Origin of the sequence: Bradyrhizobium sp. CCBAU 25338, assembly GCF_028128965.1 — a bacterium.
GTDB lineage: Bacteria > Pseudomonadota > Alphaproteobacteria > Rhizobiales > Xanthobacteraceae > Bradyrhizobium > Bradyrhizobium liaoningense.
The window spans coordinates 54,222-71,079 of sequence record NZ_LFKY01000037.1; the positions used below are offsets into that span (position 1 = coordinate 54,222).

Annotated in this window: 14 protein-coding genes and 1 tRNA gene; 8 read left to right on the top strand and 7 right to left on the bottom strand. The window is 64.8% G+C overall.

Annotation, left to right across the window (positions count from 1 at the left end):
• Position 1: 1 nt before the first annotated feature.
• From ACM42_RS18605 to ACM42_RS18630, 6 genes are all read right to left on the bottom strand, one after another.
• On the bottom strand, positions 2 to 967 hold the full coding sequence (locus ACM42_RS18605; RefSeq protein ID WP_271529319.1) for an FkbM family methyltransferase: 966 nt from the start codon (positions 965 to 967) through the stop codon (positions 2 to 4).
• Complete coding sequence (locus ACM42_RS18610) at positions 967 to 2,163, bottom strand: NADH-quinone oxidoreductase subunit D (RefSeq protein WP_028178213.1); 1,197 nt, start codon at positions 2,161 to 2,163, stop codon at positions 967 to 969. The genes ACM42_RS18605 and ACM42_RS18610 overlap by 1 nt, the downstream gene beginning before the upstream one ends.
• A 2-nt stretch (positions 2,164 to 2,165) precedes the next feature.
• Positions 2,166 to 2,777, bottom strand: coding sequence for an NADH-quinone oxidoreductase subunit C (locus ACM42_RS18615; RefSeq protein WP_271529320.1), 612 nt, complete (start codon positions 2,775 to 2,777; stop codon positions 2,166 to 2,168).
• Positions 2,778 to 2,788: 11 nt separating this feature from the next.
• Complete coding sequence (locus ACM42_RS18620; protein ID WP_371740171.1) at positions 2,789 to 3,370, bottom strand: NuoB/complex I 20 kDa subunit family protein; 582 nt, start codon at positions 3,368 to 3,370, stop codon at positions 2,789 to 2,791.
• Entirely contained in the window at positions 3,367 to 3,732 is a 366-nt protein-coding gene (locus ACM42_RS18625; RefSeq protein ID WP_008136158.1) for an NADH-quinone oxidoreductase subunit A, read from the bottom strand. The genes ACM42_RS18620 and ACM42_RS18625 overlap by 4 nt, the downstream gene beginning before the upstream one ends.
• Before the next feature lie 733 nt (positions 3,733 to 4,465).
• The gene (locus ACM42_RS18630) at positions 4,466 to 6,721 is read right to left on the bottom strand and encodes a TonB-dependent siderophore receptor (protein WP_271529321.1); all 2,256 of its coding nucleotides are present in this window, start codon (positions 6,719 to 6,721) and stop codon (positions 4,466 to 4,468) included.
• A 550-nt stretch (positions 6,722 to 7,271) separates the two neighbouring features.
• Here ACM42_RS18630 and ACM42_RS18635 point away from each other — a divergent pair.
• The 4 genes from ACM42_RS18635 (at position 7,272) to pepT (ending at position 9,579) form a co-directional block, all read left to right on the top strand.
• Positions 7,272 to 7,475 carry a hypothetical protein gene (locus ACM42_RS18635; protein WP_028178218.1) on the top strand — a complete coding sequence of 68 codons (204 nt, stop codon included), beginning with the start codon at positions 7,272 to 7,274 and terminating at the stop codon, positions 7,473 to 7,475.
• A gap of 158 nt (positions 7,476 to 7,633) precedes the next feature.
• Positions 7,634 to 7,710 (top strand) — tRNA-Asp (locus ACM42_RS18640).
• 200 nt (positions 7,711 to 7,910) lie between these two features.
• Complete coding sequence (locus tag ACM42_RS18645) at positions 7,911 to 8,225, top strand: HU family DNA-binding protein (RefSeq protein ID WP_271529322.1); 315 nt, start codon at positions 7,911 to 7,913, stop codon at positions 8,223 to 8,225.
• Between the two features lie 103 nt (positions 8,226 to 8,328).
• The gene (gene pepT / locus ACM42_RS18650) at positions 8,329 to 9,579 is read left to right on the top strand and encodes a peptidase T (RefSeq protein WP_271529323.1); all 1,251 of its coding nucleotides are present in this window, start codon (positions 8,329 to 8,331) and stop codon (positions 9,577 to 9,579) included.
• A 62-nt stretch (positions 9,580 to 9,641) separates the two neighbouring features.
• Here pepT and ACM42_RS18655 read toward each other — a convergent pair whose 3' ends face one another.
• Positions 9,642 to 10,532 carry a hypothetical protein gene (locus tag ACM42_RS18655; protein WP_271529324.1) on the bottom strand — a complete coding sequence of 297 codons (891 nt, stop codon included), beginning with the start codon at positions 10,530 to 10,532 and terminating at the stop codon, positions 9,642 to 9,644.
• Between the two features lie 451 nt (positions 10,533 to 10,983).
• On the opposite strand from ACM42_RS18655, the gene ACM42_RS18660 reads away from it, so the two are divergent.
• The 4 genes from ACM42_RS18660 to ACM42_RS18675 are packed head-to-tail and all read left to right on the top strand — an operon-like array spanning position 10,984 to position 16,858.
• Positions 10,984 to 11,346, top strand: a complete 363-nt coding sequence (locus ACM42_RS18660) for a hypothetical protein (RefSeq protein ID WP_271529325.1) — start codon at positions 10,984 to 10,986, stop codon at positions 11,344 to 11,346.
• Positions 11,347 to 11,401: 55 nt separating this feature from the next.
• A complete protein-coding gene (gene ihpA / locus ACM42_RS18665; protein ID WP_271529326.1) occupies positions 11,402 to 12,676 on the top strand; it encodes a divalent metal ion exporter subunit IhpA in 1,275 nt (424 codons plus the stop codon).
• Positions 12,673 to 13,647, top strand: coding sequence for a divalent metal ion exporter adaptor subunit IhpB (gene ihpB / locus ACM42_RS18670; RefSeq protein ID WP_271529327.1), 975 nt, complete (start codon positions 12,673 to 12,675; stop codon positions 13,645 to 13,647). Before ihpA ends, ihpB begins: the two co-directional genes overlap by 4 nt.
• Positions 13,640 to 16,858 (top strand): efflux RND transporter permease subunit, encoded by a 3,219-nt coding sequence (locus tag ACM42_RS18675; RefSeq protein ID WP_271529328.1) that lies wholly within the window; start codon positions 13,640 to 13,642, stop codon positions 16,856 to 16,858. Before ihpB ends, ACM42_RS18675 begins: the two co-directional genes overlap by 8 nt.

Sequence of the window (16,858 nt, forward strand, 5' to 3'; positions counted from 1 at the left end):
CTCACTGCATACGGCGCGCGGTTTTCGCATTCAGGGCATCGATCCTGTCCTGCCAGAATGCGCTTGCGGTGCCGAAAACGTTGTAGCCGACGTGGGTCGAGACCTTGATGCGGTCGAGGATCGACAGCTCGGTCACGGTCTCCATCCGGTTACTGCGCGGATCGAACACGATCAGCTTCAGCGGGGTCTGTTCGAGGATGAAGCGCGACACGGCATGGGAGCGGTCGCTGCCGTGCTCCTCGCACATGATGACGCTGTCGGCCTCAAGCAGCCGGGCGCCGCCCTTGATCGCCTCGATCTCGACGCCCTCGACGTCGAGCTTGATCAGGTATTTGCCGGTGGCCGCGACCTTGCCGTCGTCGATGAGGTTGTCGAGCGCGATCACGGACACTTCTTCACCGCCCGCCGACGGATCGCCGGCAATGCTGAAGGCCTCGTGCTTGGTGCCGGACAGCCGCGCGGTGCCGCGGGCCGCGCCGATGGCGCACTTCATGGTCTCGAAGCGGTTGCCGTTGACGCGGGCGTTGTTGGCGAGCTTCGGATAGTTCTGCCCCGATGGCTCGATCGCGATCGCCTTGTGCGAACCGAACGGCTTGCTCGACACCAGCACCGACCAGTAGCCGTAATTGGCGCCGCAATCGAGCAGCGTGTAATCGACGTCGATCGAGTCGGCGAACAGCAGCTCGAGCTCGTCCTCGTAATTGTAGGAGCGGTTGAGCAGCTTGCTCCAGTAGCCGTCGCCGTAAGGGAATTCGAACACGGCGTCGGGATTGAGCCTGATCGCGATGTTGCGCTCGGGCAGCGTCCTGCGCAGCAGATTGGCGCAGGCGATGTAGCCCATATGCGAGAAGTGCGAGGAGATCTTCGATCCCGTCATCAGCGCCAGGGCAGCCGTCCGCTCCCACAGGTTGGCCCCTTCAAGGGCCCCCGAGGCGCGGTCGAACTGGATTGGCGCCTGCTGCCCCATCAGCGATCGACCTCTCCGAACACGATGTCAAGCGAGCCGAGGATCGCCGAGACGTCGGCGAGCAGATGGCCGCGGCAGATGTGATGCATGGCCTGCAGATGCGCAAAGCCCGGCGCGCGGATCTTGCACTTATAGGGCTTGTTGGTGCCGTCGGCGACGAGATAGACGCCGAACTCACCCTTCGGCGCTTCGACCGCGGCATAGACTTCGCCGGCCGGCACGTGGACGCCCTCGGTGTAGAGCTTGAAGTGGTGGATCAGCGCTTCCATCGAGCGCTTCATCTCGCCACGGCGCGGCGGCGCGACCTTGTTGTCCTCGACGACGACGGGGCCCTTGCCCTCAGGCGCGTTCAGCTTCTGGATGCACTGCTTCATGATGCGCACGGACTGACGCATCTCTTCCATGCGGATCAAATAGCGGTCGTAGCAGTCGCCGTTCTTGCCGATCGGAATGTCGAAATCCATCTCGGCGTAGCACTCGTAGGGCTGCGACTTGCGCAGGTCCCAGGCCGCGCCGGAGCCGCGCACCATCACGCCCGAAAAGCCCCACTCCCAGGCTTCCTTGAGCGACACGACGCCGATGTCGACGTTGCGCTGCTTGAAGATGCGGTTGGCGGTAAGCAGCCGGTCGAGGTCATCGACCACCTTCAGGAACGGATCGCACCAGGCCTCGATGTCGTCGACCAGCTTCTGAGGCAGGTCCTGATGCACGCCGCCAACGCGGAAGAAGGCCGCGTGCATGCGGCTGCCCGAGGCACGCTCGTAGAACACCATCAGCTTCTCGCGCTCTTCGAAGCCCCACAGCGGCGGGGTCAGCGCGCCAACGTCCATCGCCTGCGTGGTGACGTTGAGCAGATGCGACAGGATGCGGCCGATTTCGCAATAGAGCACGCGGATCAGCTGGCCGCGGCGCGGCACCTCGATGCCGAGCAGCTTTTCGGCTGCGAGGCAGAAGGCGTGCTCCTGGTTCATCGGCGCGACGTAATCGAGCCGGTCGAAATACGGGATCGCCTGGAGATAGGTCTTCTGCTCGATCAGCTTCTCGGTGCCGCGATGCAGCAGGCCGATATGCGGATCGACGCGCTCGACCACTTCGCCGTCGAGCTCCAGCACCAGCCGCAACACGCCGTGCGCGGCCGGATGCTGCGGACCAAAGTTGATGGTGAAGTTACGGAGGTTTTCGGGTTGCTCGTTCATGATCAGACCTTCGGCCCCGCCTTCTCGTCACCGGGCAGCGGATAGTCCGCCCCTTCCCACGGCGAGAGGAAATCGAACTTGCGGAATTCCTGGTTGAGCCGCACGGGCTCGTAGACCACGCGCTTCTCCTGATCGTCGTAGCGGACCTCGACGAAACCGGTGAGCGGGAAGTCCTTGCGCAGCGGATGCCCCTCGAAGCCGTAGTCGGTAAGGAGGCGGCGCATGTCGGGATGACCGACGAAGAACACGCCATAGAGGTCGTAGGCCTCGCGCTCGAACCAATCCGCGCCGGGGAATTCCTCGATCAGCGACGGCACCTGCGTGGTCTCGTCCGCTTGCGCCTTGAGCCGGATCCGCGTGTTCAGCGTCGGGGACAGGAAGTGGTAGATCACGTCGAAACGCTTTTCGCGATCGGGATAGTCCACCGCCGTGATGTCGGTGATGTTGACGAAACGGCAGTTCGGATCGTCGCGGAGGTACTTGACCACCTCGACGATCTTGGCGGCCTCGACATCCACGGTGAGCTGGTTGAACGCCACCGAGTGACCGGTAGCGGCGCCCGGAAGCGCACTAACGATCGTCTGCCCCAGGGCGTCGAGCTTGGCGTCATCCATGACGTAAAACCTTAGCGTTCGATGGTGCCGGTGCGCCGGATCTTCTTCTGCAGCAGCAGCACGCCGTAGAGCAGCGCTTCCGCCGTGGGCGGGCAGCCCGGCACGTAGATGTCGATCGGCACGATGCGGTCGCAGCCGCGCACGACCGAGTAGGAATAGTGGTAGTAGCCGCCGCCATTGGCGCAGGAGCCCATCGAGATGACGTAGCGCGGCTCGGGCATCTGATCGTAGACCTTGCGCAGCGCCGGGGCCATCTTGTTGGTCAGGGTTCCCGCCACAATCATCACGTCGGACTGGCGCGGCGAGGCACGCGGCGCGAAGCCGAAGCGCTCGACGTCGTAGCGCGGCATCGACACCTGCATCATCTCGACCGCGCAGCAGGCGAGGCCGAAGGTCATCCACATCAGGGAGCCGGTGCGCGCCCAGGTGATGAGGTCGTCGGTCGCGGCCACGAAGAAGCCCTTATCGGACAGCTCCGAATTGACCTCGAGAAAGAACGGATCATTGGCCCCGACCGGCTTGCCGGTCGACGGATCCAGGATGCCCTTGGGGGCCGGCGCGACAACCGGACCCGCGGACGGTGCAGGATTCAATCCCATTCCAGTGCTCCCTTCTTCCACTCATAGGCGAACCCGACCGTCAGCACGGCGAGGAACACCACCATGGACCAGAAGCCTGTTGCGCCAAGCTTGCCGAACGCCACCGCCCAGGGAAACAGGAACGCCACCTCGAGGTCGAAGATGATGAAGAGGATTGCGACCAGATAGAAGCGGACGTCGAACTTCATGCGGGCGTCGTCGAAGGCGTTGAAACCGCACTCATACGCCGACAGCTTTTCCGGGTCCGGCTGCTGAAACGCCACGATGAAGGGCGCGATCAGCAGCACCAGGCCAATGAGGCCCGCTACCCCTATAAAGACGACAAGTGGTAGATAGTTCTGAAGAATGCCGCTCATTGACGAGCCCTTTTTCCCGCAGCCTCGGGACAGCCACGGATTCGTCCGATTTGGAATTATTCTGAGCCTTAGCGCAGTGCACCAATGGGCGCAAGACACGCTCTTTTCAGGCCCTTTGCCGCTCCCAGAACGGTGAAAATCCCGGAATCACCCCGCGGCTGGTATGGAGCAGATCGCCTGACCCAGCAAGGGCAGTCACGGTTTCGCAGGTCAGCAGTTCTGAGATTGCGGCGCTCGGGCCGGGACAGCTATGCGCGATGCGCTGACGACCAAAATGCTCGGTTTTCTCGGGTCGGCAGCACACTCAAACCCCGGCAATGACCGCCGCAGGTCCCCTCCCGCCACCGCAGCAGCAGATTTTGCCGACGGCCCCCCCAGAGCAGCGCAGCCAAGGGAGCCAATGATGGTGCGCGCCGCGATCAGGACAGGTGCCGCAAGGATACTATCCACAGCTGCGAATGATCGGAAGAGCCATGCGTCACGACGGGGCCGGGGCTCGTCTGGCGAATGCGTCGGCCCGCGCTCCCATCCCGGACCGGCCGCGAGCGCGGCGGCGGCGACTTGCTGGTTCGTCGCTCGCGCCGCGCTCGGATGAGCTTCGGGCTGGGGGGCATGGCCCGTGAGCTCATCGATCTCCTGGCGGAAGATCCGTGGTTGCCCGGTGAGGCGGAGCAGAAGGACGGTCGCGATCGACTGGCCGCCTCTCGCAGGCTGCACGAGGTCCCGTCCTCGCTCACCACTTGTAGGAGACGCTGGCGGTGATGCGCCGGCGGTCGCCGTAGAAGCAGGACGAGGCCGACGCGCAGCTCGCGACATAGATCTTGTCGGTCAGGTTGATCACGTTCAGCGCCGTGCGCCAGTTCTGCCATTCATAATGGAGCGCGAGATCGCCGAGCACGACTGCGGGAACCTCGAGCGTGTTTGCGGCGTCGGCCCAGGACGAGCCGACATAACGCACGCCACCGCCGAAGCCGAAGCCCTCGAGGGGCCCGTCCTTGAAGGTGTAGTCGGCCCAACCCGACACCAGGAGTTCAGGCGTGTTGGTCGGCGTCTTGCCGACCAGCGACTGATCGAGGTCCTTACTGGTGAAGAGATGGTAGGCGGTGAAGGCGCCGATCAGCTTCAGTTCCTTGGTGGCGTTGGCCACCGCTTCGAGCTCGATGCCGCGCGAGGTTACCTCACCGGTCTGGTTCTGCAGCAACGAATTCGACGGATCGGTCGTCAGCGCGTTCTGGCGCTTCAGGTCGAAGACCGAGGCGGTGAAATAGCCGTCAAATCCCTTTGGTGCCACCTTCACGCCGATTTCGGCCTGCTTGCCGGTCTCCGGAAGCAGCAACTGGTTGCTGGCGTTCAGGCCGACGACGGGATTGTAGCTCGTTGCATAGGAGACATAGGGCGCGATGCCGTTGTCGAAATTGTAGATCAGCCCGGCCCGCCCGCTGAACCTGCTGTCGTCGCGACTGGCGAGCGTCACGCCGCTGTCACGGGCGGCCTGCGTCGTCTCGACCCAGTCATTGCGACCGCTCAGCACCAGCGTGAAGTTTCCAAGCTTCATCTGGTCCTGAAGATAGGTGCCCGCCTGCTTCTGCGTGATCTGGTAGTTGCGGAACGGGGCGCCCGTGAGCGGAATGTTCAGACCATAGACGGGATTGAACACATTGATCGAAGGGACGGTGCCGAAATTGAAGCTCTGGTAGTCGTCGATCTGATAGCCCTTGAGATCGACGCCAAACAGCATCGTGTGCCTGACGGGACCGGTGTTGAAGCGATACTCCAGCTGGTTGTCGAGATTGGCCTGGTTCGCGGTGTTCTTCGCATACCAGTTATAGCGGCCCATCGTCGCCGTGTTGATGTTGTCCCAGCCGTTGCCGATGTAACCGCGATAGGTCAGGTCGATATGCGCAAACCGCGCATTCTGCCGGAACGTGAGGTCGTCGGTGAGATTGCGCTCAAACTGGTAGCCGAGCATCTCCTGCTCGCGGGTGAACTTGTCGACGCTGGGATCGCCGACGAAGAAGCTGGTCGGAATCTTGCCGAACGGCGCGTTGGTCACCGTGCCCTGGTAAGGCAGGAAGTTGATGCCGCGGGTGTCCGTCTTCGACGCCGACGCGAGAACCGTGAAGGTCGTATCGGCATCAGGCTTCCAGGTGAATGACGGCGCGATGAAGTAGTTGTTGTCAGGCGTGAAGTCGACCTGCGTACCGCCGTTCCTGACCTCGCCGACGACGCGATAGAACAGCTTGCCGTCCTGGGGCTGCGTTGCGACGGGACCGCCGACGTCGAAGCCGACATAGGCGTTGCCGAAATTGTTGACGCCGGTTTCGATGTAACGGATCGGCTCGGCCGGCGGCATCTTGCTGATGACGTTGACGATGCCACTCGGGCTCGATCCGCCATAGAGCACGGCGGACGGACCGCGCAGCACCTCGACGCGCTCCATGTTGGACGGCGGCAGACGCCAGCTCGCATAGGACGTGTAGAACAGCTGCAAGCCGTCGAGAAACAGCCCGATGTCGTCGGACTTGAAGCCGCGGATCAGCCACCAGTCGTTGCGGGTGTCCGCGCCGAACGTCCCTGCCCGCACGCCGGCGGTGTAACGCAGCACCTCGTCGAGCTTGTTCGGCTTCTGGTCGCGGATCTGCTCGGCACCGATGACCGACACCGATTGCGGTGTTTGCATGATCGGCGTGTTGGTCTTGGTGCCGGACGAGCTGTGGTTCGCGACATAGCCGTGCACCGGGCCACGCGGCGTCTCGACGAAGCCGACATCGCGCTGCTGCGGCGGCTTGTTCCTGTCGGCGGTCTGCACCGACGACCTCGCCGCACGGCGCTGAGGGGGCGCAGCAGCCGCGCGGCGGCGCGCTTCCGGCGCGGTGACGGTCACCGCCGGCAGGTTCTGTGCGCCACTCTGCGTGGAAGATTGTGCGAGCGATGCCTGCGGCATCAAGACCCAAGCGGATGCAGTCGCCAACACGGCCGACCGCAGCATTCCAAGACTGTTCAACGCGCCACCCCAAAGCTGCATGTGTGATGCATCATGCCGCCTGTCCCGGAACGGCATGCGCTTGCGATGACGCTTATGTGAGGGTGCGCGATTTCCCTAATTGAAAGCTTCTTAGAAGGACTCTTAGAAAGGCTCCAATGTTTCCGCTGCTGCAGCGAGAGTGGTGCGCATCCTTCTCGCTCTCGAACATCTCGGCGGCGATCGCCGTGAGCCGACCGGCCTGTCGCAGCACTGCAAGGAGCTCGGCTGCGCTGGGCCACCGCGATCAGGAAGGTCAGGCGCTCGCCGCAACGTCGGATTTTCGGATTTCACGATCAGCTTGCGCGACAACAGATCTGCGAACGGGTGGCTGATCTGTCCCTGTCCTGGCCGACGGCCTCGGCGCCGCTCTTCGTCCGGGCCCGCTTGCCTGCCCCGGACGAAACCAGCCAGGCGGACAGATGAAACCATTTTGCGGAACCCGCGAAACGATCCGGAAACAGATCGCCCTTAAGACAAAGACATAGACGGCGGCAAAGCCCGTCGGGAGGCTCAGATGAACCACTCAATTCATTCCGCTGATCGTGCGACCCACCTGAAAATCGTGGTGGTGGCGCTGGTGGCCGGTATCGTCGTGGCCGGCTTCGGGATCGCAGCCCGCACCCATGGCGATTACGGCCAGACGGCCCAGTCGACGCCTGTGATCAAGGCCGGCAAGCCGGTGGCGGTGACGAGCGCGGCGAGCTCGGAAATTCGCTGATACGTCCTCTTCCGGGCTGACCAATGGCCGCCCCGGGCGGCCTTTTTGTTTTCCAGAGCAATGCTTAGCCGAGACAGACCGGTAAAGCGCAACGTCCTTGACTTCACCATGTCCCCCCTTTAAGTCCCCCCTCGTTCCGCGCGCGTCGAGCGAACCACGCGGGAGTAGCTCAGTTGGTTAGAGCGCCGGCCTGTCACGCCGGAGGTCGCGGGTTCGAGCCCCGTCTCTCGCGCCATTTTGGCAATCCCTTCATAGTCTTAGCCTGAATTTCTCCACGCCTGTCGCATCTGCGCCAGCGATTGCCGGTGTCCGGCGGGAACTCTCGGCATAGTCAGCCCACGCCCGAATCGTCTACGCCCTCCGAGACTTAGAGGGATCCCCGCGCGTTTCCGGCTTTTCCGGGGCTTCGTGTCAGTGGAATCGAGGAGGCCAGTCATGGCTAAGAAGGATTCGGGGAAGAAGGCAGCCGCTCCCGCGACCATCACGCTCAAGCACCTCGCCGCCGACATCGCGGAGCGCCAGGACCTCTCGAAAAAGCACGCCGAAGCCGTCCTGACCGACATGGTCGACCTCATCACCAAGCACCTCAAGAAGGGCGACCGTGTCCGTATCGTGGGCCTTGGCATCCTCCAGGTCCGCAAGCGCGCCGCCCGCACCGGCCGCAATCCCGCCACCGGCGAAGCGATCCACATCAAGGCCAGCAGGAAGGTCGCGTTCCGCCCGGTGAAGGAACTGAAAGAGGCGATCTAGCGCTTACGATTCATTAGGCCTGATCGGAGCTCGTTCGGCCGCATCGCGGCCGGCTTTTCTGATATACCGCCTGCTTCCCTCAAGTTCGGCGGTTCGACCAGAAATGTCCTCCCTCACCTTTTCGCACACCGTGACCGAGCGCTTCCTGCGCTATGTCACCATCGACACCCAGTCCGATCCGGAATCCCCCAGCTCTCCCTCGACCGAGAAGCAGAAGGATCTCGGCCGCGTGCTCGCCGCCGAGCTGAAGGCCATGGGCGTCGAGGACGCTCATCTCGACGATTACGGCTATGTCTACGGCACCATTCCGGCCAACACGGACAAGAAGGTGCCGGTGATCTGCTTCTGCTCGCACATGGACACATCTCCCGACGTCACCGGCAAGGACGTCAGACCGCAAATGGTGAAGAACTATCGCGGCGGCGACATCGTGCTGCCCGGCGACACCAGCCAGGTGATCCGCGTTGCCGAGCACCCCGCGCTGAAGAACCAGATCGGCAACGACATCATCACCACGGACGGCACCACGCTGCTGGGGGCCGACAACAAGGCCGGTGTCGCCGAGATCATGGATGCCGCGCATTTCTTCCTCAACAACCCCGATGTGAGGCACGGCACCATCAAGATCCTGTTCACGCCGGACGAGGAGATCGGCCGCGGCGTCGACAATGTCGACCTGAAGAAGCTGGGCGCGGATTTCGGTTACACCATGGACGGCGAAAGCGCCGGCTGCGTCGAGGACGAGACCTTCTCGGCCGACGGCGCCACCATCACCATCAACGGCGTCAGCGCCCATCCCGGCTACGCCAAGGGCAAGATGGAGCACGCGATCAAGATCGCCGCCGCCATCGTCGAGCGGTTGCCGAAGGAAGGCTGTTCGCCGGAGACGACCTCAGGCAAGCAGGGCTTTCTGCATCCGATCGACATCGAGGGCGCGCTGGAACAGGCGACGCTCTCCTTCATCGTCCGCGACTTCACCGAGGAAGGGCTGAAGGAGAAAGAGGTTCTGCTCGAGACCATCGTCAAGGACGTGATGAAGGACTATCCGCGCTCGACCTACAAGTTCGAGGTCAAGGAGCAGTACCGCAACATGAAGCAGGTGATCGATCGTCACCCGCACGTTGTCGAATACGCCATCGAAGCCATCCGCCGTGCCGGCCTGCGCCCGATGCGTACCGCAATCCGGGGCGGCACCGACGGCTCCCGCCTGTCCTTCATGGGCCTGCCCTGCCCCAACATCTTCGCCGGCGAGCACGCGTTTCATTCGCGGCTCGAATGGGTCAGCCGGCAGGACATGGAAAAGGCGGTGCAGACCATCGTCCACCTCGCCATGATCTGGGAGGAACGGGCCTAGCGCCCCCTCACCGTCGCAGATGTCGAAATGGCCGGGCTCACGCCCGGCCATTTGCTTTGAGACTACGGCACCGGCATCGCGCGCGGATTGCGATGGAAGCGATTTGAATTCGCCATCCAGTTCGGCAACGGTGCGCCGTCACGATGCCGCCCACCGGCGGCGGCCGCCGCCCACGCCACCACCGCTCCGATCAGGGTCGCGGCTGCGACCGAGAACGCAACGATGATCGAGTTGCGCCGCGCGCGGTTGATCGCCGTCTTGGACTCCACGATCAGCGCATCCACCCGTTTTTCGGAATCGGGCGCTGCCAGACCCGTGAGCGCGGCCACCTGCTGCACGAGATGGGCCCTGTCGTCGGTGGTGACGCCGCTGTGGCTCGACGAGGTCATCAGGATGCGTCCCGCTTCGGCGCGCGGTTCGCGAAGGTCCGTGTTAGGCGGACGCCGCGGCGCGCGGAACAGTTTGTCGAGCTCATAGCTCAGCAGGGGTTCGGCCGCGGACGTGTTGCCGGCCGAGCTGCGCAACGGCGAGCGGTCGAGCGCAGATGCGCCGAGCAGCGCGAGCAGAGCGGCTCCGAGCAGCACGGCGAGCGCCCAGGACGTCAGCCCATGCAGCCCGTCCCGCCGCTCGCCGTCGTCCTCGATCGTCGCCAGCGCGGGGGCCGGCCGCGTCGTCCGTCCGGCGATGTAGCCGCCGAAGCCGAAGCTGATGACCGCCTGGATGATCAGATACAGCCCGGAGAGCAGCGCCAGCGCAGCCGAGGCGTCGCGCCAGGTCGGCGAGGCCGAACTGACGCCAAGGCCAATGGCAACACCAAAGCCCAGCAGGATGAACGACATTGCGCCCGCCGCAAGCGCGCCTGCGAACACCGAGCTCCACTGGATGGTTCGAGGAGCTTCGCCCTCCAGGCCGCCTTCCATGATCTCTTCGCGCACGAGAGTTTCGATCGTCATCACATCGCTCTCAGCGCAGGCCGAAGAAAGACAGGATCGCCATGATGACGACGATCAAGCCGATCATATAAATCAGTCCGTCCATTGTCCGTCCTCCTCAGTTTCTCGTCGCTAATCGCGAGGCATGAGGAACGTTCCAATTGGACAGGGCGGCGGGAACGAACTGCCGAAACGGGGGTTATCTGCTCAAGTCCCAAGGATAGAGATTGTGAGCACATGAGGCCTCAGCCGGTTCGTCCGGGCTGGGGCCTTTTCGCGTTGCGGTCGGTTTTGTCTGCGTCCCGCACGGCTGCCATCAAAGCCATGACCTCAGAGCGACGCGCCATGACCCGCCAGTGAGAGGCTGGCAACGCCACTGCGGCAATTGTTCCAGTGACGTAACAATGTTGCGGGTCGACACTGTTCCCGCGCCCATGCTAGGCCGGGCACAGACCGCAACCAGAGAGACGTCGTGCTCGCAAACCGCCAGCCCTCAGGATCTTGCCGCCCGCGCAACTGGCGCGGGCTGCTGTCCGTGCTGATCGCGGCCGTCTATCTGCTCGCGAGCGCGCTGCACGGTTCGCATGACATCGACGTCACCACGCCCGGCGGCGGCTCGGAGATCGTGGCGGCCCTTGACGGCCCCGCGGGCCACAGCGACCACAAGGTCATCGGCAGCCATCACTGTCATGGCTGCTTTTCGCTGACGGTGACACAGCCGGCACCGTCGACCGCATCGGTCGCGCTTGTTTCCGCACCGAGCCCGCAACATGCATCCCGGCTCGCCGGAATTGTCCTGGATACCGACTCGCCGCCTCCCAAACATATAGCCTGAACGGATTGGTCGGGCGTCCCGCGCCCAATAGGTTCATCCTTCACAGGTCGGCTTGATGTTTTTCAGAGGAATGGCCGCGCGCCTGGCGTGCGCGGCGGCGTGTCTGATTGCCGGACTCGCGATTGCGCCGTCTCACGCCCAGACGTTGACCATGCGGAGCGCGTTGTCGCGCGCGCTGGCCGCAAGCCCGCGGCTGACGGCGGCGGAGCGCGACGTCGGCATCGCCACCGGCCAGCGCATCCAGGCGGGCGCCCTCTTCAACCCGGAGCTGTCCTACGAACAGGACGATTCATTCGGCTCCGGCAAATATCGCGGGACACGATCGGCCGAGACCACGCTGCAGATCAGCCAGGCCTTCGAGCTGTTCGGCAAGCGCGATGCGCGGATTGCCGCAGGCGTCGCCGGCGTCGAAGTGGCCGCGATCCAGCGCAAGGCCGTCAGGCTGGAGGTGCTGTCGGAGACCGCGATCGCCTTCCTCAGCGTGCTCGGCGCGCAGCGGCGCATTCAGATCCTCGACGAGCAGATTGCCGCCATCGATCGCTTGACGCCGCTGCTGCGCCGCCGCGTCGAGGCCGGCGCCTCCTCGCCCGCTGAGACCGGCCGTGCCGAGGTCGCCTCCGCTCTGGTGAAAGCCGACCGCGAGCGCCTCAAGGCGACGCTGGCCAGCGCCCGGCGCGAGCTTGCGGTGCTGATGGGCGATCCAGCCGCAAAATACGGCGAGGTCTCCGGCCGGCTCGACACCACGGGACGCCCGCCCACCTTCCAGGCGGTGGTTGCCGCCATCGATGCCAATCCGCAACTGGTGCGCTGGACCGCCGTTTACGCGCAGCGCAATGCCGAGCTGCTGCTGGCGCGGCTCAAACCCTATCCCGACGTGCGGATCGCCGCCGGCTGGCGCCACTTCAACGAAACGGGCGACGATGCGGCGCGCCTGACCGTCTCCGTGCCGATCCCCGTGTTCGACCAGAACCAGGGCAACATCCTCTCGGCGCAGGAAAGCCTCGCCAAGACCAGGGCCGAGCGCGAGGCCAACCGCAACACGCTGATCGTGATTGCCGGCCGCGCCTATGACTCGGTCCAGGGCTCGCTGCGCGAGCTCGCCGTGCTGCGTGAGACCGCGATCCCCAAGGCCGTCGAGGCGTCCGAGGCGATCTCGCAGGGCTACGGCCAGGGCCGCTTCACCCTGCTCGAGGTGCTCGACGCCCAGGCCAGCGTCACCCAGGCGCGGCTGCGCGAGCAGGAGGCGCTGCAGAATTTCCATGCCGGCGTTGCGATCATCGAGGGCCTCGTCGGCAATCCCTTCACGCTGGCGCGGGAGAACGCACGATGAGGACCTTCTCCACCCTTCTCGTCGCCATCGTTGCCGCCGCGCTCGGTGCTTACGGCTATTCCTTGCTCGCCCCGGCCAAGCTCGCACACTCCGAGCATGCAGAGCATTCCGAAAAGAAGCCGAACGACCATGTCGAGCAGGACGAGCACGGCGCCGACCGCATCCGGATCTCCGACGTCAAGCTCGCGGCCGCGGGCGTCACGCTGGCCGAAGCCGCGGGCGCCACGCTGACCGACACCCTCGCCTTCAACGGCATCCTGCGCGCCAACCAGGAAGCCGTGGTGCAGGTGACGCCGCGCTTTCCGGGCGTCGTCAAGTCCATCCTGAAGCGCATCGGCGACAAGGTCGCCAAGGACGATCTGCTCGCCACGATCGAGAGCAACCAGAGTCTCACCGTCTATGAGCTGAAGGCGCCGTTCGCCGGCACCATCATCGAGCGGCAGATCTCGCTCGGCGAATACGCCTCCGAGCAGAAGCCTGCCTTCGTCGTCGCCGACCTCTCCACCATCTGGGTCGATCTGTCGATCTACCGGCAGGACTTGAGGCGCGTCCGCATCAACGACGAGGTGCTGATCGATCCCGACGACGGACGCGGCGAGATCAAGGGCACGATCTCCTACATGGCGCCGATCGGCAGCAGCGAGACCCAGACCGCGCTGGCGCGCGTGGTGCTGGCAAATCCGGACGGACGCCTGCGTCCCGGTCTCTTCGTCACGGCGCGGCTGATCCTCGCCACCCGCAATGTTGCGGTCGCCGTGCGCCGAAGCGCGATCCAGACGCTGGAAAACAGGACCATCGTGTTCGTGCGCGAGGACGGCGACAAGATCGAGGCGCGCCCGGTCGAGCTCGGGGATTCCGATCCGAGGTTCGTCGAGATCAAGGCAGGGCTCGCGGCCGGCGAGCACTACGTCGCGGAGAACAGCTTCGTCGTGAAGGCGGAGATGGGCAAGGGCGAGGCCGAGCATGATTGAGCGTCTCATCGCCGCCTCGCTGCATCAGCGCTGGCTGGTCCTGCTGCTCGCGCTCGGCGCCGTCGCTTTCGGCGCCTGGAATTTCCAGCGCCTGCCGATCGACGCCGTGCCCGACATCACCAACGTCCAGGTCCAGATCAACACCCGCGCGCCCGGCTATTCGCCGCTCGAGACAGAGCAACGCATCACCTTCCCGGTCGAGACCGCTATGAGCGGGCTGCCGAAGCTCGACTACACCCGCTCGCTGTCGCGCTACGGCCTCAGCCAGGTGACGATCGTCTTCAAGGACGGCACCGACATCTATTTCGCCCGCCAGCTCGTGGGCGAACGCATCCAGCAGGTGAAGGACCAGCTCCCGGCGGGCGTCGAGGTCGCGATGGGACCGGTCTCGACCGGGCTCGGCGAAATCTTCATGTACACCGTCGAGGCCAAGGCGGGCGCCAAGACGCAAGGCGGCCACGACTATTCGCTGACCGATCTGCGCACCGTGCAGGACTGGATCATCCGGCCGCAGCTCCGCAACGTGCCGGGCGTGGTCGAGGTCAACACCATCGGAGGCTTCGAGCGGCAGTTCCACGTGCTGCCGGACCCCGGCAAGCTGATGGCCTACCGGCTCGGCTTTCGCGACGTCATGACGGCGCTGGCCGCCAACAACGCCAATGTCGGTGCCGGCTATATCGAGCGAAATGGCGAGCAATATCTGGTGCGCTCGCCGGGGCAGGTCGGCAACATCGCCGAAATCCAGGACATCGTGATCGGCTCGCGCGGCGGCAATCCCGTCAGGATCAGGGATGTCGCGACCGTCATCGAAGGCCGCGATCTGCGCACGGGCGCGGCGACGCGAGACGGCGAGGAAACCGTGCTCGGCACTGCGATGCTGCTGATCGGCGAGAACAGCCGCAGCGTCGCCCGCCGGGTCGCAGCCCGCATCGAGGACATCGCCAAGTCGCTGCCCGAAGGCGTCGTGACGCGGACTGTCTACGATCGCACCGACCTCGTCGAGGCCACTATCCGCACGGTCAGGAACAATCTGCTGGAAGGCGCGGCGCTGGTGGTGGCCGTGCTGTTCCTGATCCTCGGAAACATCCGCGCCGCACTGGTCACCGCCTGTGTCATTCCGCTCTCGATGGCGATGACGATCACCGGCATGGTCGAGACCAAGGTCAGCGCGAACCTGATGAGCCTGGGTGCGATCGACTTCGGCATCATCGTCGACGGCGCCGTCATCATCGTCGAGAATTGCCTGCGCATGCTGGCCGAGGCCCAGCGCGAGAAGGGTCGCCTGCTCACGCTCCCGGAGCGGCTGCGGGCGATCCAGAGCGGGTCGAGCGAGGTCATCAAGCCGAGCCTGTTCGGAACACTGATCATCGCCGTGGTCTATCTGCCCGTGCTGACGCTGACCGGCGTCGAAGGCAAGATGTTCACGCCGATGGCACTGACCGTGCTGATGGCGCTCGGCGCCGCCGTGCTGTTCTCCATCACCTTCGTGCCGGCAGCCGTTGCCATCTTCGTCACCGGCAAGGTGTCCGAACACGAAAACCTGTTCATGCGGGTCGCCAAGCGCGCTTATCTCCCCCTGCTCCACTTTGCCATCGACAACCGGGCCGCGGTCGCCATCATGGCCGTGGTCATCGTGGTTGCGAGCGGCATCGCCGCCGCGCGCATGGGTGGCGAGTTCATTCCGAGCCTGGACGAAGGCGACGTCGCGCTGGCGTCGATCCGGATTCCCGGCACCAGCCTCACCCAGTCGCTGGACCTGCAGAAGGCCTTGGAAAAGCGCATCAAGCAGATCCCTGAAGTGAAGGAGTTCTTCACCCGCATCGGCACCGCGGAGATCGCGACCGACCCGATGTCGCCGGCGCAAACCGACGGCTACATCATGCTCAAACCGCGCGCCGAATGGCCCGACCCGGACAAGCCGAAAGCCGAGGTGATCGAGGCCATCGACCATGCTGCTGACGAGATTCCGGGTAGCGCCTATGAGATCTCCCAGCCGATCCAGTTCCGTGTCAACGAGCTGATTTCCGGCGTGCGCAGCGATGTCGGCATCAAGGTCTTCGGCGATGACCTCGACATCCTGCAAGGCGCCGCAAAACAGGTGGAAGCCGCGATCCGGGGCATCCGCGGCGCCAGCGACGTCAAGATCGAGCAGGTCGCGGGCCTGCCGATCCTCACCGTGCGGCTCGACCGCCAGGCGCTCGCCCGCTACGGCCTCAGCGTTGCCGAGGTGCAGGGCATCGTCGAGATCGCCGTCGGCGGCAAGTCGGCCGGGAAGCTGTTCGAAGGCGACCGCCGCTTCGATATCGTCGTGCGCCTGCCTGAGCATCTGCGCGGCAATCTCGAGGCGATCCGGGCGATCCCGATCCCACTGCCGCCCGGTGAGGAGGCCACGGCCAACACGCCGGTCCGAACAGCATTGTCCGCCTCTTCCCTCACCCAGATGCGCTATGTGCCGCTCTCGTCGGTCGCAACCGTCGATGCGACGCCCGGACCCAACCAGATCAGCCGCGAGAACGGCAAGCGGCGGATCGTCGTCACCGCCAATGTCCGCGCGCGCGACCTCGGCTCCTTCGTGGCCGAGGCCGAGGCGGCCGTGGCCGAGAAGGTCAAGCTGCCGCCGGGCTACTTCATCGGCTGGGGCGGACAGTTCGAGCAGCTGGTCTCCGCGACCAAGCGGCTCACCATCGTCGTGCCGGTTGCGTTGCTGCTGGTGTTTCTGCTGCTATTCATGGGCATGGGATCGGCGGCGGATGCGGCGCTGGTGTTCTCCGGCGTGCCGCTGGCGCTGACCGGCGGGGTCGCGGCACTGCTGCTGCGCGACATTCCCTTGTCCATCAGCGCCGGCGTCGGCTTCATCGCGCTGTCGGGCGTCGCCGTGCTCAACGGGCTCGTGATCATCGCCTTCATCGAGCGTCTGCGCAGCGAGGGACGATCCGTTGTGGAGGCCGTTCGCGAAGGCGCACTGACGCGGCTGCGGCCGGTGCTGATGACGGCCCTCGTCGCCTCCCTCGGCTTCGTGCCGATGGCGCTCGCCACCGGAGCCGGCGCCGAGGTGCAGCGGCCGCTCGCGACCGTGGTGATCGGCGGCATCATCTCCTCCACCATGCTGACGCTCCTGGTGCTGCCGGCGCTCTATGTCCTGTTCCGTCGTGACGTAGCGCGGGAAGCGCCTACAATGGCGCCCGACTTGGCAGCTTCCGGGGAGCGCTAG

Excerpts from the sequence above, each read along its gene's own strand:
- ACM42_RS18615 (WP_271529320.1), bottom strand. The coding sequence starts at position 2,777 with ATGGATGACGCCAAGCTCGACGCCCTGGGGCAGACGATCGTTAGTGCG.
- ACM42_RS18675 (WP_271529328.1), top strand. The coding sequence starts at position 13,640 with ATGATTGAGCGTCTCATCGCCGCCTCGCTGCATCAGCGCTGGCTGGTC.
- ACM42_RS18625 (WP_008136158.1), bottom strand. The coding sequence starts at position 3,732 with ATGAGCGGCATTCTTCAGAACTATCTACCACTTGTCGTCTTTATAGGG.
- ACM42_RS18605 (WP_271529319.1), bottom strand. The coding sequence starts at position 967 with ATGGGGCAGCAGGCGCCAATCCAGTTCGACCGCGCCTCGGGGGCCCTT.
- ACM42_RS18635 (WP_028178218.1), top strand. The coding sequence starts at position 7,272 with ATGAACCACTCAATTCATTCCGCTGATCGTGCGACCCACCTGAAAATC.
- ACM42_RS18645 (WP_271529322.1), top strand. The coding sequence starts at position 7,911 with ATGGCTAAGAAGGATTCGGGGAAGAAGGCAGCCGCTCCCGCGACCATC.
- ACM42_RS18630 (WP_271529321.1), bottom strand. The coding sequence starts at position 6,721 with ATGCTGCGGTCGGCCGTGTTGGCGACTGCATCCGCTTGGGTCTTGATG.
- ACM42_RS18655 (WP_271529324.1), bottom strand. The coding sequence starts at position 10,532 with ATGACGATCGAAACTCTCGTGCGCGAAGAGATCATGGAAGGCGGCCTG.
- ACM42_RS18610 (WP_028178213.1), bottom strand. The coding sequence starts at position 2,163 with ATGAACGAGCAACCCGAAAACCTCCGTAACTTCACCATCAACTTTGGT.
- pepT (WP_271529323.1), top strand. The coding sequence starts at position 8,329 with ATGTCCTCCCTCACCTTTTCGCACACCGTGACCGAGCGCTTCCTGCGC.
- ihpA (WP_271529326.1), top strand. The coding sequence starts at position 11,402 with ATGTTTTTCAGAGGAATGGCCGCGCGCCTGGCGTGCGCGGCGGCGTGT.
- ihpB (WP_271529327.1), top strand. The coding sequence starts at position 12,673 with ATGAGGACCTTCTCCACCCTTCTCGTCGCCATCGTTGCCGCCGCGCTC.